17 protein-coding genes are annotated in these 20,727 nt (G+C 73.1%); 8 read left to right on the top strand and 9 right to left on the bottom strand.

Annotation, left to right across the window (positions count from 1 at the left end):
- Window positions 1-17: 17 nt before the first annotated feature.
- Both GXW83_RS18855 and GXW83_RS18850 read right to left on the bottom strand, forming a co-directional pair.
- Complete coding sequence (locus tag GXW83_RS18855) at window positions 18-680, bottom strand: O-methyltransferase (RefSeq protein WP_182444203.1); 663 nt, start codon at window positions 678-680, stop codon at window positions 18-20.
- Window positions 681-750: 70 nt separating this feature from the next.
- Window positions 751-2,655 carry an AfsR/SARP family transcriptional regulator gene (locus GXW83_RS18850; RefSeq protein ID WP_225447096.1) on the bottom strand — a complete coding sequence of 635 codons (1,905 nt, stop codon included), beginning with the start codon at window positions 2,653-2,655 and terminating at the stop codon, window positions 751-753.
- A 589-nt stretch (window positions 2,656-3,244) separates the two neighbouring features.
- Here GXW83_RS18850 and GXW83_RS18845 point away from each other — a divergent pair.
- The 5 genes from GXW83_RS18845 to GXW83_RS18825 all read left to right on the top strand — a co-directional run bounded on the left by GXW83_RS18845 (window position 3,245) and on the right by GXW83_RS18825 (window position 8,801).
- Entirely contained in the window at window positions 3,245-4,009 is a 765-nt protein-coding gene (locus GXW83_RS18845; protein WP_182444201.1) for a thioesterase II family protein, read from the top strand.
- Window positions 4,010-4,138: 129 nt separating this feature from the next.
- On the top strand, window positions 4,139-4,537 hold the full coding sequence (locus GXW83_RS18840; protein ID WP_225447095.1) for a LuxR C-terminal-related transcriptional regulator: 399 nt from the start codon (window positions 4,139-4,141) through the stop codon (window positions 4,535-4,537).
- A gap of 259 nt (window positions 4,538-4,796) precedes the next feature.
- Window positions 4,797-5,759, top strand: a complete 963-nt coding sequence (locus tag GXW83_RS18835; RefSeq protein ID WP_182444200.1) for an ACP S-malonyltransferase — start codon at window positions 4,797-4,799, stop codon at window positions 5,757-5,759.
- Window positions 5,756-6,895, top strand: coding sequence for a long-chain fatty acid--CoA ligase (locus GXW83_RS18830; RefSeq protein ID WP_225447094.1), 1,140 nt, complete (start codon window positions 5,756-5,758; stop codon window positions 6,893-6,895). The genes GXW83_RS18835 and GXW83_RS18830 overlap by 4 nt, the downstream gene beginning before the upstream one ends.
- A 265-nt stretch (window positions 6,896-7,160) precedes the next feature.
- Complete coding sequence (locus GXW83_RS18825) at window positions 7,161-8,801, top strand: phospholipase C (RefSeq protein ID WP_225447093.1); 1,641 nt, start codon at window positions 7,161-7,163, stop codon at window positions 8,799-8,801.
- A gap of 22 nt (window positions 8,802-8,823) precedes the next feature.
- Here the strand turns inward: GXW83_RS18825 and GXW83_RS18820 are convergent, their stop codons facing one another.
- From GXW83_RS18820 to GXW83_RS18790, 7 genes are all read right to left on the bottom strand, one after another.
- Window positions 8,824-9,564 (bottom strand): amino acid ABC transporter ATP-binding protein, encoded by a 741-nt coding sequence (locus GXW83_RS18820; protein ID WP_182444198.1) that lies wholly within the window; start codon window positions 9,562-9,564, stop codon window positions 8,824-8,826.
- Window positions 9,561-10,460: an amino acid ABC transporter permease gene (locus tag GXW83_RS18815; RefSeq protein ID WP_225447092.1), complete on the bottom strand. Its 900-nt coding sequence runs from the start codon at window positions 10,458-10,460 to the stop codon at window positions 9,561-9,563. The genes GXW83_RS18820 and GXW83_RS18815 overlap by 4 nt, the downstream gene beginning before the upstream one ends.
- 10 nt (window positions 10,461-10,470) lie before the next feature.
- Window positions 10,471-11,370, bottom strand: a complete 900-nt coding sequence (locus tag GXW83_RS18810; RefSeq protein ID WP_182444197.1) for an ABC transporter substrate-binding protein — start codon at window positions 11,368-11,370, stop codon at window positions 10,471-10,473.
- A gap of 230 nt (window positions 11,371-11,600) precedes the next feature.
- Window positions 11,601-12,440: an SAM hydroxide adenosyltransferase gene (locus GXW83_RS18805; protein ID WP_182444196.1), complete on the bottom strand. Its 840-nt coding sequence runs from the start codon at window positions 12,438-12,440 to the stop codon at window positions 11,601-11,603.
- Window positions 12,441-12,688: 248 nt separating this feature from the next.
- Window positions 12,689-13,696 (bottom strand): ABC transporter permease, encoded by a 1,008-nt coding sequence (locus GXW83_RS18800; RefSeq protein ID WP_225447091.1) that lies wholly within the window; start codon window positions 13,694-13,696, stop codon window positions 12,689-12,691.
- An 8-nt stretch (window positions 13,697-13,704) separates the two neighbouring features.
- Complete coding sequence (locus GXW83_RS35095) at window positions 13,705-16,476, bottom strand: alpha/beta fold hydrolase (RefSeq protein WP_182444195.1); 2,772 nt, start codon at window positions 16,474-16,476, stop codon at window positions 13,705-13,707.
- A 76-nt stretch (window positions 16,477-16,552) separates the two neighbouring features.
- The gene (locus tag GXW83_RS18790) at window positions 16,553-17,041 is read right to left on the bottom strand and encodes a MarR family winged helix-turn-helix transcriptional regulator (RefSeq protein WP_182444194.1); all 489 of its coding nucleotides are present in this window, start codon (window positions 17,039-17,041) and stop codon (window positions 16,553-16,555) included.
- Window positions 17,042-17,176: 135 nt separating this feature from the next.
- Between GXW83_RS18790 and GXW83_RS18785 the strand changes: the two genes are divergently transcribed.
- The 3 genes from GXW83_RS18785 to GXW83_RS18775 all read left to right on the top strand — a co-directional run bounded on the left by GXW83_RS18785 (window position 17,177) and on the right by GXW83_RS18775 (window position 20,687).
- Complete coding sequence (locus GXW83_RS18785; protein ID WP_182444193.1) at window positions 17,177-18,427, top strand: MFS transporter; 1,251 nt, start codon at window positions 17,177-17,179, stop codon at window positions 18,425-18,427.
- A 164-nt stretch (window positions 18,428-18,591) separates the two neighbouring features.
- Window positions 18,592-19,392 (top strand): amidase domain-containing protein, encoded by an 801-nt coding sequence (locus GXW83_RS18780; RefSeq protein ID WP_182444192.1) that lies wholly within the window; start codon window positions 18,592-18,594, stop codon window positions 19,390-19,392.
- Window positions 19,393-19,538: 146 nt separating this feature from the next.
- The gene (locus GXW83_RS18775) at window positions 19,539-20,687 is read left to right on the top strand and encodes an adenosine deaminase (protein WP_370466881.1); all 1,149 of its coding nucleotides are present in this window, start codon (window positions 19,539-19,541) and stop codon (window positions 20,685-20,687) included.
- Window positions 20,688-20,727: the final 40 nt, after the last annotated feature.

The following is a 20,727-nucleotide window of genomic DNA, read 5'->3' as shown; positions in this document are numbered from 1 at the left end:
CCCCGAACCCTGCGGGCTCAGAGCTTCCGGGCCAGGGTGATGCCGTCGGCCATCACCAGCAGCGACAGCTCCACCCGGGGGTCGTCCCGCAGCGCCGAGTTGAGCGCGCGGACGCCCAGGGTGTCGGCATCCTGCGCGGCGGGATCGGCGACGCGGCCGAAGAAGAGGGTGTTGTCCACCACGATCAGCCCGCCGCTGCGCACCAGCTCCAGTGAAGCCTGGTAGTAGTGGGGGTAGTTGGCCTTGTCGGCGTCGATGAACACCAGGTCGAAACTGCCCGGGCCGCGCTCCGCGAGCAGCCCGGCCAGGGTGTCGGCGGCTGCGCCGATCCGCAGCTCGATCCGGTCCCCGACCCCGGCGCGTTTCCAGTAGTCGGCGCCGATGGCCGGCCAGCGGCCCTCGATGTCGCAGGTCACCAGCTGCCCGCCGGGCGGCAGTGCGCGGGCCATGCACAGCGTGCTGTAGCCGGTGAAGGTACCGATCTCCAGCACGTTCTGAGCGCCGATCAGCCCTATCAGCAGTGCCAGGAGTTGGCCCTCCTCGGCCATCACCTGCATGGCCGTTCCGGCGGGCAGCTCCGCGGTGGCCTCCCGCAGCTCCCGCAGCAGGTCGTCGTCGCGCAGCGACACCTGCCGTACGTAGTCGAGCAGTTGGGCACCGGCTTCGGTCTGGTGGGCCATGGCTGGACGGTTCCCCTCGGGTGTGTGCACGGTGGACGATCGGTGTGGTGCCGCAGCGCGGTTCGGCGCGTCAGCCGACCCGGGTGACCGGGGCGGCCTGAGCCCCGAACAGCGCTGCCTGGCTGACGAGTTCGCCGAGGTCCGCGCTCTGCGCGTGCTCGCGGGCGTACGCCTGGAGCAGCGGGTCCAGCCGGTAGCGCCCTGCCCGTGGCGGGTGCAGCAGATGGGCTTCGACCAGCGCGTCCAGGGCCTCCTCCGCGCGCTCCTCGGAGCAGCGCAGCATCGCCCCGACCCGGCTGCGCGAGGTGTACGAGGCATTGGTCGCGCCCAGGGCGGTGAAGACCACGCCGGGGTCGATCCCGCCTGCCGGGTGTCGGCGCAGCGCGGTGTGGTCGGCGTCGAGGCTGGGCCGCATGCCCAGGTCGCCGGTGTGCAGTTCGTCCAGCAGCCGCCCGGTGTCGCTGAGCCGTTCGGCGAGGTCGCTGAGGCTGCGGTGCGGGCGCTCCAACTGCCGGGCCCCGGCGATCCGGATGGCCAGCGGCAGCCCGGCGCAGGCGGTGACCACGGAACGGGCGGCCTGCGGTTCGGCGGCGATCCGGGCCTGGCCGACGATGCTGCCCAGCAGTTCCAGCGAGGCGGCCTCGTCCAGCGGCGGCACCGTCACCGCGTAGGCGCCGTCCAGGTCGGCGAGTCGGCGGCGGCTGGTCACCAGCAGCCTGCTGCCGCCGCTGCCGGGGATCAACGGCCTGATCTGCGCGCTGGTGTGGGCGTTGTCGAGGACCACCAGGATGCGGCTGCCGGAGGTGAGCGAGCGGTAGAGGGCCTCGCGTTCGGCCAGGTCGGCCGGGATGTCGGCGCGGGGCACGCCGAGGTCGGTGAGGAACCGGCACAGCACGGTGCCGGGCGGCAGCGGGCGCCGCCCGGCACCCAGGTCGGCGAAGAGCTGTCCGTGCGGGAAGCTGCCGCGCAGCGCGTGCGCGGCGCGTAACGCCAGCGCGCTCTTGCCGGTGCCGCCGCGACCGGTGACCACGGCCGTGGCCACCGAACCGGTGGGCGGCTGGGGTGCGGTGAGGATTCGGTGCAGGTCGTTCAGCTGCTCGGAGCGGGCGGTGAGCACCGGCAGCACCGCGGGCAGTTGGGCCGGGCGGGGGCGTCCCGGGTTGTCCCAGCAGGGCGCCGGCTCGGTCGCGGCCGGGAGCAGCGCCGCCGCTGCGGGGCGGGGGCGGTCCTCGTCGGCGAGGATCCGCCGCTGCACCTCGCGCAGGTCGGCGCTGGGCTCCGCGCCCAACTGCTCGACCAGCAGGGCACGGGTGCGCTGGTAGAGGTCCAGCGCCTCGGACTGCCGCCCGGAGCGGAACAGGGCCAGCATCAGCCGGCCCACCAGCGCCTCGCGCAGCGGGTGTTCGCGGACCAGCCGCCACAGCTCCGGGACGAGCTCCGCGTGCCGGTTCAGCGCCAGCTCCGCGTCGAAGCGCAACTCCATGGTCTGCAGCCGCAGTTCGTGCAGGTAGCGGCCTTCGACGTCGTGCAGCGTCTGCGAGGGTATGTCGGCGAGCGGGTCGTTGCGCCACAGCTCCAGTGCCTTGGCCAGCTCGGCGGAGGAGCCCTCCAGATCCCCGGACTCGGCCCGGCAGGCGGCCCGGCGGCGGTACGCGGTGAACTGGCCCAGGTCGCTCTCCTCCTCGGTGAGCGCGATCAGGTAGCCGGGCGCCCGGGTGACGATCCGCGCCCCCGCCTGCTCGCCCAGGGCCTGCCGGAGCCGCATCACGTAGGTGCGCACCGTCGCGGCCGCACTGGGCGGTGGGGCGCCGTCCCAGACGTACCGCGCCATGCGGTCGACCGAGACCACGTGATTGGCGTTGAGCAGCAGCGTGGCCATGACCACGCGCTGCCTGGGGGCCGAAACGTGCACCTCCCGTGCATGGAGACGGACGGAAAGCGGGCCGAGCAGCAAGAATTTCAACGGACTCCCCATGTCGTCCTGATCGCCCTGTTCGCCGTGGTGGATCGGCGGCGGAACGGGCCGCGCGGCGGTCCGCCCGTCCGCCGGCTGCCGGTGGCCAGCGGTGCTTCCAGCATCTTGGGCGGATTTGCCCCGGTCAACGACGCGCGGAGATGTCTAGGCATATCCCTAGAGCATCCTCGTTCGGCTCATGACACGTTTGGGCGTCCCGTGGGAGAGCTTTGACCGTATTGTCAGTAGATGCGGCATCCGTTCCGTCACTGCCATGGCTGCGGCGGGGCCGGGCGCGGTTTTCCTGAATCATCGTCAAGTTAATCCCAGGGGCCCCGCCGCGCGCCACGGCCCGGTGCGGTCCGGCCGTTGAATTCGCGGAAATGAGCCACATGCCGGGCACCGGCGTCCGAAATTCCTTTGTGTACTTGCTGACAATCCAATCGGCATGGCACTCTGAGAGACACCGTGCCCGTTTTCTTCCGGTCGGTCGGCGCCCCGCCCTTTCGGCGGGCGCTGTGATCCGACCGGTACGGGGGGCGATCCGACGACCTCGAACCGCAGGTGCTCCGGTGGCGGGGTCCGTTTGAGAAGGGAACGACCGGGCGACATGACTTCCTCCCCCGCGGGCAGCGGACTGTGGGTCCGACGCTTCCACCCCGCCCCGGCGGCCACCCGCAGACTGGTCTGCTTCCCGCACGCCGGCGGGTCGGCGAGCTTCTACTTTCCGGTCTCGGCCCAACTCACCGGCCGGGTGGACGTCCTGGCGATCCAGTACCCCGGTCGGCAGGACCGCAGGACCGAGCCGTGCGCCGGATCCATCGGCGAGCTGGCGGACGGGGTGTTCGAGGCGCTGCGCCCGTGGGTCGGCCTGCCGCTGACCTTCTTCGGCCACAGCATGGGCGCCTTGGTGGCCTACGAGGTGGCAAGCCGCTTCGAGCGCTCCGGCCTGCTGATCGAGCACCTCTTCGTCTCCGGCAGACGCGGACCGGCCGTCACCCGCCGGGAGAGCGTCCACCTGCTGGACGACGACGGCATCGTGGCTGAGGTGCGCGCCCTGAGCGGCACCGAGGAGGAGGTCCTGGCCGACGACGAACTGCTGCGGATGGTGCTCCCGGCGCTGCGCAGCGACTACCGCGCGGTGGAGACCTACCGGGGCGACCCCGACACCGTGCTGGAGTGCCCGATCACCGCGCTGACCGGCGACAGCGATCCGCGCACCACGGTGGACGAGGCCCGCGAGTGGAAGGGCCACACTTCCGCCGCCTTCGATCTGAAGGTGTTCCGGGGCGGCCACTTCTACCTGACCAGCCGCCCGGCGGAGGTGACGGCCGTGCTGGTCGACCACTTCACGGACATCGTGCCGCTCGGCTGACGGATCATCACCGGCCGCTCCGACGCGCGCTGAACGGCTCCCGGCAATGCCGTGGGGCCGCGGCGCGGCGTTCGGCGCGACCACTCACGCACACCAGGTCACGCACACCAGGGGAAGGCGGTGTGGGACATGACACTGCTGCACGGTTCGAAACCGGTCCGCCCGATGGCCGAGTCGGCGATCCCCGCCGAGGGTCCGCCCTCCTGCCCGACCCGGGCGGAGCAGCCCCGCAAGCGCCCAGCACGCAGGCGGGCACGGCACGGCGACGGCGAGACCGCGTCCGCCTTCACCGAGCGGCTGACCGCGCTGGACGCCTGCATCCTGGAGGGGGTGGCGGCTGGGGCCTCCACTGCGGAGCTGGCGGCAGCGCTCTTCCTCAGCCGCCAGGGCGTCGAGTACCACATAGGGCTGATGCTGCGTCAGTTCCAGGTGCCGAACCGGGCCGCGCTGGTGTCCCGGGCGCACTCGGCCGGGGTGCTCGGCGTCGGGGTGTGGCCGCCGCGCGTCGTCGCCGACTTCGTGGAATAGCGGATGGCATTACCTTCGTAAGCGAATGGACAATCGTCGCGGGCATGGTCCCAGACCGCGCTATCGCCTCGATAGCGCGGTGCGCGACACATTGCCGGGGCTTTCCCGGCACCCCCGGGATTCCCCTTTCCGCTGACAGGCCGACAGTCGCCGTAGTAGCGTGGCGCTGCGGCCGGGACAGTTCCGCGGCACATTTGCCGCCCCTTTCACAGGCGTCGCACCCATTCCTTTCCTTCCCGATCACCAGATGGGGGCCGTCATGACCTTGGGCTATCTGTTCGGCGGCGGCGTCGGCACCGAGCCGCACGGCGTCGAGCTGTACCAGGCGTACCCGGTGGTACGGGACTGGTACGCGCAGGTGGCGAAGTGGACCGGACTGACGGTCGGCCAGATCCTGGACGAGGACCTCCCGGACGCCCAGGAAGAGCGCCAGAGCGTCGGCACCGTGCGGGAGGCGGCGCTGGCCGTCGCCGTGCACGACGTGCTGGCGCAGTTCGACCTGCACCCCTCGGCCATCGGCGGGCTCAGCCTCGGGGCGATGGCCGCCAGCTGCCTCGCCGGGGCGGTGGAGCGCAAGGAGCTGTTCGAGATGCTGGCGCACTCCCGGTACACGCCGGAGCCGCCCGAGGGCGAGCCCGAGCAGGGCATCGCCATCGCCTTCGGCGCTTGCGGCGAGGGCGCGCCCGCCCACCCCGGCGAGGGCAGCCCGGGCGTCTACCTGGCCGGGGACTTCGGCCCCACCGCCGACGGCTCGCAGCGGGTGCTGATGCTGGCCGGCTACGCCGAGGCGCTGAACCGGCTGGCCGCCGAGGTGCCGCCGGGCTCGGTCGTCCCGCTGCCCGGGCGGACCATCGCGGTGCACTCGCCGCTGCGCCGGCGCTACCGCGACTTCATGGCCCCCAGCATCGACGCCATGGCCTTCTCGGCGCCCCAACTGCCGCTGCTGTCCTGCCTGGAGCGCAAGGTGCTGACCACCGGCGAGGAGGTCCGCGACCTGTTCCAGCGCAACGCGACGGACCCGATCAGCCTGGTCGACGTCTACACCGGGATGCAGCAGCAGGGCGTGGAGCTGGGCCTGGTGATGGGGCCGTCCATCCCGGAGGGGATCCTGGCGTTCCCCTTCCCGGTCGTCCACATCGAGCATCCCAACCACGTCCAGCAGGCCCTGACCACCGCCTACGAGCTGGGCATCGACGTCTCCGGCGCCCGGGCGCGGCGATGACCGCGCCGCTCACCTCCGCCACGCCGGACGCCGCCGGGGCCGCCCGGGCCGACGGAACCGCCGATGCCACCGGCGCGGCGGCCGAGGCCCGGATCGCCGCCTGGCTGGACACCGACCTGGACGAATGGTGCCGCAGCGTCGTCCGGCGCACCTTCCACCCGGAGACCGGCGCGCGCTACTGGCTGCGCCGCGCCGAGCAGTTGGACTTCGACCCCCGGGACATCACCCGGTACGACCAGCTCGGCGCCTTCGGGCCGTTCCCGGTGGACGTCCTGCGCCGGCTGGATCCGGCGGAGCTGGTGCCGCAGGGCGTGCCGCGCCCGCTGGCCGGCCGGGTCTGGGACACCGGCGGCACCACCGGCACCCCCTGCCGGGTCTTCTACACCCCGGACATGCTGCTGCACCGGGCCACGTGGCGCCGCTGGTCCTTCGCCCAGGAGGGCTTCGCCCAGGGCCGGGCCTGGCTCCAGGCCACCCCCACCGGGCCGCACCTGATCGGCCACGGCGTCTGGGAGGTCTCCGAGCTGTACGCCGGCCAGGTGTACGCGGTCGACATGGACCCGCGCTGGGTCAAGCGGCTGATCCGCGCCGGCCGGCTGGCCGACGTCAACGACTACACCGACCACCTGTTGGAGCAGATCACCGACGTGCTGCGGCAGGGCCGGGTGCAGTACGTCAACACCACCCCGGCCCTGTTCCAGGCGCTGCGGCAGCGCGAGCCCGGGCTGGTCGCCGCCCTGGACGGGGTCCGGCTGAGCGGCACCCAGATCAGCGCGGGCATGTACCGGGCCTTCAGCGCCGCCCTGCACGGCGGGGTCTGCGGCCTGACCTACGGCAACACCTTCGGCAACGCCGCCTGCCTGGAGGTGTCCGGGAACGGCGAGTTGATCGCCTACGCGCCCAACTACCCGCAGGTGACCATGGCGGTGGTGCGCAAGGACGACTGGTCCACCGTGGTGGAGCCGGGCGCCGCCGGGCAGGTGCGGCTCACCGTGCTGCACCAGGATCTCTTCCTGCCGAACATCCTGGAGCGCGACCAGGCGCTGCGGCACACCACCGACCGGTGGCCCAGCGACGGCGTCGCCAACATCCGCCCGCTGCAGACGACGAGTTCGGCCCCGGAGGGCCTGTACTGACCGCCGGCACGGTCCTCGCCCGGCCCCCGGCCGGGCGGCGGCCGGGGGTGGCCGTACGGGAGCAGCCGCGTGTGCGGGCGTCGCCCGGCGCGTGAACTCGTCGGTAACTCTGTCCGCGAGACGCTTCCCAGGCGCCGCCCGGCTTTGCAGAATGGGCACGCACGCCTCCCCGGGGGCGGCCCGGCCATCGGCCCGGTTCTCCGCCGGGTTCATTGTCATGCCCATGATTTCCCTATTCCTGCAACGCCATGGCGGAGGGCTTCCCGTGAGCGAGGATCAGCACAGCGGCGACCAAAAGGGCGGCGACCAGCACGGCGGAGAACAGGGCGGCGAGCGGCGCGGCCCCGGCCTGTCGCGCCGGGGGCTGCTCACCGGCGCCTCGGCGGCCGGAGCCGCCGCCCTCATCGGCGGCGGCGTCCTGGGACGCCCCAGCGCCGCCCAGTCCCGGCTGATCGACACCGCCCTCGCCGCCTCGGCGGGCCCGGCGGCCGGGCTCGGCGACATCAAGCACGTCGTGGTGCTGATGCAGGAGAACCGCTCCTTCGACCACTACTTCGGCACCCTGTCCGGCGTCCGCGGTTTCAGCGACCCGGCCGCGCCGGTGCAGAGCGTGGGCGGCCGGAGCTACCCGGTCTTCGACCAGTTCGGCTACCAGCCCGGCACCGGGGCCTCCGCCTCCGGCTACCTGCAGCCGTTCCGCCTGCTCAGCGACCCGCCGCTGGAGGACGGCCAGACCACCAACGACATCGACCACAGCTGGGCCACCCAGCACCGCAGTTGGAACGGCGGTGCGATGGACTCCTTCGTCTCCGCGCACCTCGCCGCCGACGGAGCCGCCAACGGCCCGGTCACCATGGGCTACTACACCCGCCAGGACCTGCCCTTCTACTACGCCCTCGCCGACGCCTTCACCGTCTGCGACGGCTACTTCTGCTCCGTGCTCGGGCCCACCGACCCGAACCGGCTGATGCTGATGTCCGCGTCGATCGACCCCGAGGGCGCGGCCGGCGGCCCGGTGGTGGAGACCTTCGGCAACCGCCTGGCCGAGTACGGCAAGTTGAGCTGGGAGACCATGCCGGAGCGGCTGCTCGCCGCCGGGGTCAGCTGGAAGGTCTACAACGACCCGGTGGGGCTGTTCGCGCTGAGCCCGCTGCCCTACTTCAAGAACTACAACGACCCGTTCTCCGTCACCGGCCTGGAGCTGGTCGGCCGCGCGCTCACCCCCACCTACCCCGGCGACTTCAGCTCCGACGTGGCCAAGGGGACGCTGCCGTCGGTCTCCTGGATCATCCCGCCGGTCGCCGAGTGCGAGCACCCGGCCGCGCCGCCCGAGTACGGCGAGTACTTCGTCCAGCAGGTGCTGGCCACCCTGGTCTCCAACCCCGAGGTCTGGGCGCAGACCGCGCTGTTCATCGTCTACGACGAGAACGGCGGCTTCTTCGACCACGTGACCCCGCCGACCGCCCCGGCGGGCACGCCGGGGGAGTGGCTGACCAGCCTGCCGTCCGCGGCCGACGGCGTGGACGGCCCCATCGGGCTGGGCTTCCGCACCCCGGCGCTGCTGGTCTCGCCGTTCAGCGCGGGCGGCTACCGCTACTCCGGGACGCTGGACCACACCTCGGTGCTGCGCTTCATCGAGACCCGCTTCGGGGTGGAGGTGCCCAACCTGTCGGCCTGGCGGCGGGCCGCCACCGGCGACTTCACCGGCGCGCTGAACCTCGCGGCCGTGCCGGTCACCGCCGTCCCGCCGCTGCCCCCGGTCTCGCTGGGCGACACCTCGGCGGCCGAGCAGGCGGTGCTGAACGCCCTGGCCGGGACGCTCGACGTGGGCATCCCCTACCCGCTGCCGGACAGCAACGCCATGCCGGAGCAGGAGACCACCCCGACCCGGCCCAGCGTCCCGTAGCAGAAGAGGACCGGACCCGGCGCTACCGCTCCAGCACCCGGGAGAGGAAGCGCCGGGTCGAGGCGTGCTGCGGGTCGGTGAGCACCTGCTCGGCGCTGCCCTGCTCCCGGATCACGCCGTCCTCCAGGTAGCACACCTGGTCGGCGGCGTGCCGGGCGAAGCCCATCTCGTGCGTGGCCATCAGGATGGTCAGCCCGCGCTGCTTGAGGTCGGCGACCACGTCCAGCACCTCGCCCACCAGCTCCGGGTCCAGCGCCGAGGTGATCTCGTCGAACAGCAGCAGCTCCGGCCCGGTGGCCAGGGCGCGCGCGATCGCCGCGCGCTGCTGCTGGCCGCCGGACAGCCGGTCCGGGTAGTCCTGCGCCTTGTCGGCCAGGCCCAGCCGGGCCAGCAGCTCCCGCGCGGTCTCCTCGGCCTCCTTGCGCGGCACCCCGTGCACCCGGCGCGGCGCCAGGGTGATGTTGTCCACCACGCTCAGGTGCGGGAAGAGGTTGTACGCCTGGAAGACGACACCGATCCGGCGGCGCGCCGCGTTGGCGTCCAGCCGCGGATCGGTCAGCTCGGTCCCGCCCAGGTGCACGGTGCCGTCGTCGACCTCGTCCAGCAGGTCCACGCAGCGCAGCAGCGTCGACTTGCCCGAGCCGGAGCCCCCGATCAGGCACACCACCTGGTGCTCGGCGACGTCCAGGTCGATCGAGCGCAGGACCAGCCGCGAGCCGTACTGCTTGCGCAGGCCGCGGATCCGCAGCAGTGCCTCGGTCATCGTGCCGCCTCCGCCCGCTGCCGCTGGGACGCCCGCCGCTGCAGTCGGTCGGCGTACCGGGTCAGCGGGATGGTCACGGCGATGAACAGCAGCGCCGCACCCAGGTAGGGGGTGTAGTTGAAGTTGTAGTCGGCGTTGATCTGCGCCACCCGCAGCGCCTCCAGCGGGCCGAGGACGGCCACCAGCGCGGTGTCCTTCTGCAGCGCGATGAAGTCGTTCAACAGCGGCGGGATCACATTGCGGACCGCCTGCGGCAGGATCACGTGCCGCAGCGTCTGCGACTCGTTCAGCCCCAGCGCCCGGGCCGCGTTGCGCTGCGCCGGGTGCACCGAGTTCAGCCCGGCCCGGAACACCTCGGCGACATAGGCGGCGTACGACAGCACCAGCGCGATCACCCCGAGCACCCACGGCTGCGAGGGCGTGCCCTGGAGCTGGAGCGCGGGCAGGCCGTAGCCGATCAGGAACACCAGCAGCAGCGTCGGCACACCGCGGAACACGTCCACGTAGAGGGTCGCGGCCAGCCGCAGCGGTTGCAGGCCCGGCGCCCTGGTCACCCGGACCAGGGCGATCAGCAGCCCCAGGACCAGGATCAGCACCTCGGCGATCAGGAACATCTGGATGTTCAGCCAGAAGCCCCGGAGGATCGCCGGCAGCGTCCTGCGGAACTCGCCGCTGTCCAGGAACAGGCTGTGCACCCGCGCCCAGCCGGGGGACGCGACCACAGCCGCGCCCACCACCACCAGGAACGCCACCGTGCACAGGGCGGCGATCCAGGTGTTGCGGCGCTTGCGGGCGCGGCGGAACCGCTCGCGCTCCTGCTGCCGGTCGCTGGGCCGGTACCCGGCGTCCGGCGCGGTGGCCTGCTGGTCCAGCGCGGCCGTGGTTTCGTGGTCCACCGTCGTCCGCTTACTGCTTCAGCTCGGGCACGTCGGCCGAGGCCGAGAGCCACTGGGTGGTGATCCGGGCGAGCGTGCCGTCGGACTTGAGCCCGGCGATCGCCTGGTCCACGCAGGAGGTCAGCCCGCTGCCCTTCTTCAGCAGCAGCCCGAACTGCTCGGGCGAGCTGCCGTTGTAGCCGAACGCGCCGAGGATCTTCCCGTGGCTCAGCTCGGCGCTGGACAGGTAGAACACGGTCGGCATGTCGGTGACGATGGCGTCGATCTGGCCGTCCTGGAGGGCGTTGACCTCGTCGTTGGTGGTGTTGTAGACGCTCGGCGCGTGGGCCGGCTTGATCTCGTCCTGCACCGCCTGGTAGCTGGTGGTGGCCACCTGGACGCCGATCTTGGCGTCCTTCAGTGCGGAGAGCGAGCCGGCCTTGGCGTACTTGGAGTTGTTCAGCACCAACACGCCCTGGTCGGCGGTGTAGTAGCCGGTGGAGAAGTCCACCGCCTGGGCCCGCTGCGGGGTGATCGAGATCTCGTTGATATCGAAGTCGAAGTTCTTGGCGCCCGGCGCATAGGAGTTGTCGAAGGGCTCGACCACCCACTTGACCTGGCTCTTGCCGAACCCGAGCTTGGCGGCCACGGCGTAGGCCACCGCGCTCTCGAAGCCCTTGCCGTCGGACGGCGCGTTGTTGTCGAACCACGGCGCGTACGCGGGGGAGTCGGTGGCCACCGTCAACTGGCCCTGCTTGTACAGGTCCGGGCTGCTGGTCGAGCAGGCCGCGGCAGCCGCGCTCGCTCCGGTGCCGGAGCTCGCCCCGGCGGAGGCGGTGGAGGTCGCGGTGGACTGCGGCGCGCAGGCGGCGGCCGCCAGGACGACGGCGCTCCCCAGGGCTGCGGCAAGGGCGGTGCGGGCACGGGACACGGGTGGTTCCTTTGCGATGGAGTCCGGAAGGACACTACGGGGACGCCGGCGGTGGGCGTCCGGTCGGGCGGTGGTACAGCTCAGCGACACAGGTCGGCGGCGCAACGTGCGTGGTCAACGTGGCGGCGACGTACCAGGGATCGGTTTCCGGACATGCGTTTCAGCATTCCGGGCGGTCACCTGCGGTGTCAATCGGGTCGGCTACCTTCTGGTAACGCCCAGGTCTCATGTCAGCTGGTGAGACAGGGCAGCCGGTCGCCCTCGCGCAGCCCGAAGAGGTCGGCGGCGGAGCCTCCGCGCACCACCAGTTCGGCGAAGCCGACGCCGGAGCTGCCGGTGGTGATCCCGGGTCGGCCGTGCGGCACGTCGGGCAGCCGGTCGAAGCGGCCCACCTCCACGGTGCCGCCCTCGCGCGGGCTGTGCAGCAGCCAGCCGCCCTCCGTGCCGCCCGGGATCAGCGCGGCGGGCCGGTCCAGCTTGCAGTTGCCGAAGTTGTCCACGACGGCGACCCGCACGTGCGCCTCCTCGGCCGCGGGCTCGGGCAGCGGCTGCGGCTGCGCGGGCACCGGACGGCCGTCCACCAGCCAGCGGGCCAGCAGCGGCACGTACCACAGGCTGCGGAACTGGGTGCGGACGATCTCCTCGACCTCCTGTTGCGCCAGCCCGGCCCACTGCCCGGCGGCGGCCTCGACCACCTCGCGCACATCGGTGACCTGGACCTCCTCCACGCCCAGGTAGCCGCGCAGCGGGGCCAGCACCCGCGCGTTCAGGGTGCTGATGACCAGGTGCCCGCGGAGGTGGAAGTAGCAGAACGGCACGCCGTTGGGCCAGTGGCCGTCCCTGGGGGCGATGTTGACCAGGAACACGGTCGGCTGCGTCGGGCCGCCGACCAGGTCGGTGGCGCGCAGCAGGTCGAGCAGGGTGAGCGCGGCGGCGCCCTCCGGGTCGGGCCCGGTCAGCGGCAGGATGCTGGGCGTGGCGCCGAACAGCGCGGCGATCCTGGCGGACTGGCGGGCCAGGGCGTTGGGATCGGCGCAGTCGGTGAGGGAGACGACCGGTCGCTGGGTCATGACGGTTCTTCGCCTTCTGGGGGTTCGGGAGGGCACTGGGAGTTCAGGGGATCGCGGACAACAAAAAAGACGGACCTCCGTTTCCGGAGGTCCGTCGCGTCCTGCGCGCACACCGCTTCGCTAGCGAAGCGCCTCCGGTTCCGGGGGCATCATTCGCATCATGGCGAGGGTGGCGGTGCGCAGCATGTGGCGGAGCCTAACACTCCGGTCGGGCGGTCGGGCCCGGTGTCCAGAGTGTGGGCAGCGCGTCAGCTGACGATGTCCTTGCGCAGGAAGTGCCGCCAGGCCAGGGCGAACAGCACGGTGCTGTAGACCAGGGCGGAGAGCGTGCCGCGCAGCATGGCGTCCCACTGGACGCTCGGGTCCAGGGCGTCCAGCCAGGCGTCCGCGTAGTGCGTCGGCAGCCAGTCCCGCAGCCCGCCCAGGGCGGTGACGTTGTCGAGGATGGTGGAGACGATGACGATCAGCACCGTCCCGCCGACCGCGCCCAGCGGCGCGTCGGTGCTGACCCCGGCGTAGAAGGCCAGGGCGGCGACGAAGGTCAGGCTGACCGCGAGGTAGCCGACGATGATCGCCAGCCGGACCAGCGCGGCCCCGGTGCCCAGCCCGGCGCCGGTCGGCGACTGCACCGGGTGCCAGCCGAAGGCGGCCCAGCCCGCCAGTAGCGACACCACCGGCAGCAGCACCAGGGCGAAACCGGACAGCCCCAGCGAGACGGTCAGCTTGCGGCGCAGCAGCCGGGCCCGTCCGACCGGCGAGATCAGCAGGTAGCGCAGGCTGGACCAGCCGGCCTCGCTGGCCACGGTGTCGCCGCAGAACAGGGCGACGACGATGACCAGCAGGAAGCCGGACGAGGCGAAGACGGCGAACAGCGCGAAGTTGGCCGCGCCCACGGTGGCGAAGTCGACCAGGGTGACCTGCCCGTTGCGGTCGGGCGCGGAGCCGCCCAGTTTGAACGCGGCGACCAGCAGCAGCGGCAGCACCACCAGCAGCCCCAGGGTGATCCGGGTGCGGTTCCGGCCCAGCTGCCGCCGCAGCTCCACCCGCAGCGGCAGCGTCCGGCGCGGGTCGTAGCCGGGTGCCCCGCCGTGCGGCGCGGAGGCGCGCGGCGGGCTGTCGGCGCTGCTCAGCCCGGTGTGGCTGCCCCGGCCGACGCCGCGCTGCGGCTGCTCCGGCGGGCGCTGCGGCTCCGGTGCGGGCCCGGCGTCGGCGGCGGGCCGGGCGTCGGGGGCGGGCACGGCATCAGGGGCGGGCATGTCGGGGTTCACCCTTCGTGGACGAGGTCGAGGAAGACGTCCTCCAGGCGGCGCCGTGGAGCGATGCGGTCGACCGCGAGACCGGCCTCGACCAGGACCTTGACCGCCACGGCGGGCCGGATCCGGTCCAGGTCGACGACGAGCGCGCCGTCGGAGCCGGTGCGCGCGGCCAGCACGCCGGGCAGCCCGGTCAGCAGCTCGACCGCCCGCGCGGGCTGGTCGACGTCGATGTGCACGGAGGAGGCCGCGCCGATCAGCTCGTCCACCGGCCCGGCGGCGAGCAGCCGCCCGCGCGCCATCACCACGCAGTGCGTGCAGGTCTGCTCCACCTCGGCCAGCAGGTGGCTGGAGACCACCACGGTGCGCCCGGTGGCGGCGTAGCGGCGCAGCGACTCGCGCATCTCGCGGATCTGCGGCGGGTCCAGGCCGTTGGTGGGCTCGTCCAGGATCAGCAGGTCGGGCAGGCCCAGCATGGCCTGGGCCACGGCGAGCCGCTGCCGCATGCCCTGGCTGTAGGCGCGGACCTTGCGCTCCAGGTCCTTGCCGAGGCCCGCGATCTCCAGCGCCGCGGCGAAGTCCGCGTCGGCCTCGGGACGGCCGGTGGCGGCCCAGGCCAGGGCCAGGTTCTCCCGGCCGGAGAGGTGCGGCAGGAAGCCGGGGCCCTCGATGAACGCGCCGACCCGGGACAGCACCGGCGCGCCCGGGACGATCCGGTGGCCGAAGACCCGGATCTCGCCGGAGGTGGGGAAGATCAGACCGGTCAGCATCCGCAGGGTGGTGGTCTTGCCCGCGCCGTTGGGCCCGAGCAGGCCCAGCACCTGCCCGGGGCCGACGGTGAAGCCGAGGTCGCTGACGGCCCGGAAGCCGTCCCCGTACGCCTTGCCGAGCCCGGTGATGGCGACCGGGACGTCGGCCAGCTCCGGATCGAGGTCGATGCCGCCGCCCGGCCTGCGGCGGCGCAGCACCCAGGCGCCGACCGCACCGAGCACCAGCGCGGCGGCGATCCCGGCGATGGTCCACAGCAGGTCGGTGCTGCCGCCGTCGGCGGATGCGGCGGCCACCAGCGGGACGCCCACCGTGCTGCTCCCGGCCAGGGCCACGCGGTAGCCGCGCGGGTCCTGCGGCAGCTGGTACGCCTGGTCGGTGGTGGAGACCACCAGCTCCAGCCGGTGCCCGGCCGGGAAGTCGTGGACCACGCCGGGCAGCGCCACCCGGACGTCGGTGCCGGACGGGGTCAGCCCGGTCAGCCGGATCGGCGCCACCAGCTGCTCGGGCAGCACGGCCTGGCCGCCGGGGGAGAGGTCGTACAGCTTGGCGAAAAGGGTGGCGTCCCCGGTGCCGGGCGTGGCCGGGCCGACGTGCAGCTCGACCGAGGCCGCGCCGACCTCGTGGACGGTGCCGGCCAGCGGGGCGCTGGTGAACACCGCCTGCTGGTCCGGCGGCCCGGCCAGGGCCGCGCCCAGGGCCGGGCTGCCGGAGCCGAGCTGGGCCAGCGTCCCGCCCAGGCCGGGCAGGCTGGTGGTGGCGGCCGGGTAGCCCCCGGCCGGGGCTAGCACGGTCTGCTCCGGGCCGTTCAGCCGGACCGGGGTGCTGCGGGGCGCGGCGCCGCCCGGCAGCCCGGGGTAGCCGGGCGCGGTGAGCGTGGAGTCGCTGACGGTGCCGCTCTCCAGCGACAGGTCGGTGCCGGTTTTGGTGAAACTGAAGGCGGTCGAGGGGGTCGGCCCCTGGTGCTTCAGGTAGTGGTCGAACCAGGCCAGGGTGAGCGAGCGCAGCTGCGCGGTCTCGGCGGAGGTGCCCGGCGCGTCGTGGCCGCCGGAGTACCAGGCGACCTTGACCGGGGTGCCGTGGGCGGCGATGCCGCGGGCGTTGGCGTCGGCCTGGTCCAGGCCGAACAGCGAGTCGTCCTCGCCCTGGACCAGCAGGGTGGGGGCGTCGACGCGATTGAGCACCCCGGCCGGGCTGGAGGCGGCCAGCAGGTCGAGCAGGCCGGGGGCAGGGGTGCCGTCCCCGGCGGCGGTGGTCCGGTAGGCGGCGCAGATGTCGGGGGCGAACCGGCCGCAGGGGTCGGCGGGCGCGCCGGGGGCGGCGCCGGGCGTGCTGGAGCCCGAGCCGAAGAAGTCACCGGCCCAGGCCTTCTTGAAGACGCCGGGCCCGGCCGTCCCCCGGCCGCCGCTCGCGGACTGCCCGAACAGCGAGGCGCCCAGGCTGTTCCAGGTGATCTGCGGGGCGATGGCGTCGACCCGGTGGTCGTAGGCGGCGACCAGCAGGCTCAGCGCGCCGCCGTAGGAGGGGCCGGTGAAGCCGACCCGGGGATCGCCGGGGCCGTCCTTGACCACCTGCGGCAGGGTGGCCAGCAGGTCGACCATGCGCTCGGCGTCCCGCACCTCGTACTGCGGCGAGTCCAGGTGGATCAGCCCGCCGGAGCGGCCGAAGCCGCGCGCGGAGTACGTCAGCGCCACATAGCCGTGCCGGGCCAGGTAGAGGGCGTCGGCGGCTTCGTCGTCCTTGCTGCCGCCGAAGCCGTGGGCCAGCACCACGGCCGGCCGGGGGGTGCTGCCGGCCGGGAGGTACAGCGTGGCGTCGAGCTTGACCGGGGTGCCGTCGGCCTCGGGCACGCCGGTGACGCTGAGCACCTCCTGCCGCACCGCGGGCTGTGCCCGGCCCAGCGCGCTGTAGCCGCCGAGGCCGACGACGGCCAGCGCCAGCACGGCGACCAGGGCGGAGAACCGGCGGCTGCGGCGCAGCCGCGCCCGGAGGCGCTCGGGGAACGCGATGCGCACGTGTGACCTCTCACAGGACTTCCGCTGACTTCCGCTGTTGAGTCGTCAACTTACGCTGTCACCGGCTGCACCCCGATCATCGGGTCGCCTCCGGCGGTCGCTGCCGGTCGGAGCCGGGCCCCAGCAGTTCCACCGCCCGGACGAGCGGCTCCAGGTCGGGGTTGCGCGCGGCCCGGTCCAGGGCGGCGCGCAGGGCGGTGTCGTTGGTCGGGCGGGCGGCGTCGAGCAGGGCCAGGCCGTCCGGGGTGACGTCGGTGTAGATGCCGCGCCGGTCGGTCTCGCAGAGGTAGCGGTTCAGCAGGCCCCGATCCTCCAGCCGGGTGACCAGGCGGGTGGTCGCGCTCTGGCTGAGCACGACGGCGTCGGCCACCTGCTTCATCTGCAGGTGGCCGCCCGGCCCGCTGTGCTGCCTGCTGAGGACGTCGAGCAGGGAGAACTCGCGCACGCTGAGCCCGTGCCCGGCCTGCAGCGCCCGCTCGACCTGCGCCTCGATCGTCCCGTGCAGCAGCGACAGGGCGCACCAGCCCTGGGCCAGGCCGGTTCCGGTGGGGGTAGCGGCGGTCATGGTTCCTCCTCCTGCGGACTGCGTACCACCAGGGTAGAGCGCAGTCGAAATATACGGCGCTTGCAAGTAAAGAGCGTCTGCAAGTATTGTGGACGCTTGTAATCGACTTGTGCAACACACTGGAGGCTCACTCCCATGCCGCTCGCGCTCCTCGCCCTGGCCATCGGGGCCTTCGGGATCGGCACCACCGAGTTCGTGATGGCCGGGCTGCTCCCCGGCATCGCCACCGACTTCGGCGTGTCCATCCCCACCGCCGGCCTGCTGGTGACCGGCTACGCCCTCGGCGTGGTGGTCGGCGCCCCGCTGATGACCGTCCTCGGCACCCGCGTCCCCCGCAAGCGGATGCTGATCCTGCTGATGGGGCTGTTCGTCGCGGGCAACCTGCTCTCCGCGCTGGCCCCGAGCTTCGGCGTGCTGCTCGCCGGGCGCATCCTCGCCTCGACCGCGCACGGGGCGTTCTTCGGCATCGGCTCGGTGGTCGCCGCCGACCTGGTCGCCCCGCAGAAGAAGGCCCGCGCCATCGCGCTGATGTTCACCGGGCTGACCGTCGCCAACGTGGTCGGCGTCCCGCTCGGCACCTACGTCGGCGACGCGCTCGGCTGGCGCAGCACCTTCTACGGCGTCGCCGCGCTCGGCGTGCTCGGCCTGATCGGCATCGCCGCCCTCGTCCCCGAGCTGCCGCGCACCGGCGGCGTGCGGCTCCGGCACGAGCTGGCCGCCTTCCGCAGCGCCCAGGTGCTGCTCGCCATGGCGATGACCGTCCTCGGCTTCGGCGGGGTCTTCGCCGCCATCACCTACATCGCGCCGACGATGACCCGCGCGGCCGGCTTCGCCCCCTCCTCGGTTACCTGGCTGCTGGTGCTGCTGGGCCTCGGGATGGTCGGCGGCAACCTGCTCGGCGGACGCTACGCCGACCGGCGGCTGATGCCCATGCTCTACACCACCCTGGGCGGCCTCGCCCTGGTCCTGGCGCTGTTCGGACTGGCCGTGCACAACAAGGCCGCCGTCGCCGTCACGGTCGCGCTGATCGGCGCGCTCGGCTTCGCCACCGTGCCGCCGCTGCAGAAGCGGGTCCTCGACCACGCCTCCGGGGCGCCCACCCTGGCCTCGGCCGTCAACATCGGCGCCTTCAACCTCGGCAACGCGCTGGCCGCCTGGCTCGGCGGCCTGGTCATCGCGGGCGGCCTCGGCTACGCCGCTCCGGCCTGGGTCGGAGCGGCGATGGCGGGCTCGGCGCTGATCGTGGCCGTGGTCTCCGGCGCGCTGGAGCGCCGCGCCCCGCAGCCGTCCCACGCGGCCCCGTCCCGGACGGCGGCGGCGGTGCCGGTGGCGGTCGGCGGCGGCGCGGCCGAGGCCGCCGGGCCGGTCGCGGCTGACGCGCCGTGAACTCGGCCGGGCGGACGGAAAAGTAGGTCGGTTCGCACTGCAACCTTTCTGCAGGCGCGGGAGTGTAGGCGGGTGAGGGCCGTGATCAACTGACCTTCGTCCCCTGCGGCGCAGCACTGCCGGGCCCTCGAGGCCGCCGGGGGCGTGAGAGCAAGGAAGCAACAGTGACGCATGCCCTTCGGAGGCGGCTGGCCTCCACCGCGCTGGTCGCGGGTCTGGTCTGCGCCGGGGTGCCCGCCCTGGCCGGGACCTCCTTCGCCGCGCAGCCGTCGGCGACCCGTGCCCACGCGGTCCGGGCCCAGCTGGACACGGACGTCGTCTCCCGCGCGCTGGAGGTGCAGTTCGCCGAGAGCCACTGGAACTGGACGGCCTGGAACGACAGCACCCCGGTGGCCTTCGGGGACGCCCAGCCCAACTACCAGTGCGCGGAGTTCGTCGCCCGGGCGCTGGCCGCCGCCGGGCTGATCCCGGGCCTGGGCCCGAACGACCCGCAGAGCGACTACTTCGACTACACGGCGCCCAACGGCAAGGTCTACGACCTGCTGCTGATCTCCGAACTGCCGCAGTACAACAACCTCTACGCCTACCTGATGGACAGCGGCATCGGCGAGGACGTCGGTGACCAGCCGAGCGAGGCCCAGCCCGGCGACATCGTCGTCACCTACCTGGGCCCGAACGGCACGCCCAGCCACACCGGCCTGGTCTCGCACGCGGCCACCGCCACCGGCGAGGCCACCGTCGACGCGCACAACAACGCGCGGCTCGACTACGGCTACAGCTACTACGCGCCCTCGCACCTGGTGCGGCTGGTGCCCAACGCCCTGCTCGAGGTGTGGACCTGGGCCGCGGAGCAGAAGCTGCTGCACCCGACGCCGACCACGCCGTCCGCGCCCGCGGCCCCGGCCGCGCCGCACCAGCTGAACACCGCTCCCGGGTTCTCCGACCCGGCCGGCCCGCAGGTCTGACCCTGCGGAACCACTGCTCCGGGGCGAGAGCGCCGCTCTCGTCCCGGAGCAGTGCCCGCGTATCGGATCACCCCGTAGCGCAGCCGAATCGTCATCTGCCGTCCCAGGGAAGGGACTCGTCAATCTACGCGCGTAGGAGGTATGGTCTGACGATGGAGAGCACCCCCGCACCCGCGTCCCCAGCCGTACCGGTCCACGCCGCCCGGATCCGCAGAGCCCCCAAGGTGTTGCTGCACGACCACCTCGACGGCGGCCTCCGCCCCGAGACCATCGTGGAGCTCGCCGCCGCGGTCGGCTACGGCGACCTGCCGACCACCGACCCGCAGGCCCTCGGCGAGTGGTTCCGCGAAGCCGCGGACTCCGGCTCGCTGGTGCGCTACCTGGAGACCTTCGCGCACACCTGCGCCGTCATGCAGACCCGTGAGGCCCTGATCCGGGTCGCCGCCGACTGCGCCGAGGACCTCGCGGCCGACGGCGTGGTCTACGCCGAGGTGCGCTACGCCCCCGAGCAGCACCTGGAGGGCGGCCTCACCCTCGACCAGGTCGTCGACGCCGTCAACGAGGGCTTCCGCCTGGGCGAGGCCCGCGCCGCCGAGCGCGGCCAGAGCATCCGCGTCGGCACCCTGCTCACCGCCATGCGGCACGCCGCCCGCTCGCGGGAGATCGCCGAGCTGGCCAACCGCTACCGCGACCTGGGCGTGGTCGGCTTCGACATCGCGGGCGCGGAGGCCGGCCACCCGCCCACCCGCCACCTCGACGCCTTCGAGTACCTCAAGCGCGAGAACAACCACTTCACCATCCACGCGGGCGAGGCGTTCGGGCTGCCGTCCATCTGGGAGGCGCTGCAGTGCTGCGGCGCCGACCGGCTCGGCCACGGCGTCCGAATCGTGGACGACATCGCGGTCGCCGACGACGGCACGGTCAAGCTCGGCCGCCTGGCGTCCTACGTCCGCGACGAGCGCATCCCGCTGGAGATGTGCCCGACCTCCAACCTGCAGACCGGCGCGGCCGACTCCTACGCCACGCACCCCATCGGCCTGCTGCGCCGGCTGCGCTTCCGGGTGACGGTCAACACCGACAACCGGCTGATGTCCGGCACCTCGCTGAGCCGCGAGTTCGAGCACCTGGTGGACGCCTTCGGCTACACCGTGGACGACATGCGCTGGTTCACCATCAACGCCATGAAGTCGGCCTTCCTGCCCTTCGACGAGCGGCTGGCGCTGATCGACGACGTCATCAAGCCCGGCTACGACCGGCTGCTGGCCGAGCCCGAGGGCGCCCGCCTGCACGGCTGAGCCGCCCCGGCCGCCCCGAAGCCCAGCTCGGCCCCGGGGC

Source organism: Streptacidiphilus sp. PB12-B1b (assembly GCF_014084125.1).
Taxonomy (GTDB): domain Bacteria; phylum Actinomycetota; class Actinomycetes; order Streptomycetales; family Streptomycetaceae; genus Streptacidiphilus.
This window is presented reverse-complemented; position numbering and strand designations above follow the sequence as displayed.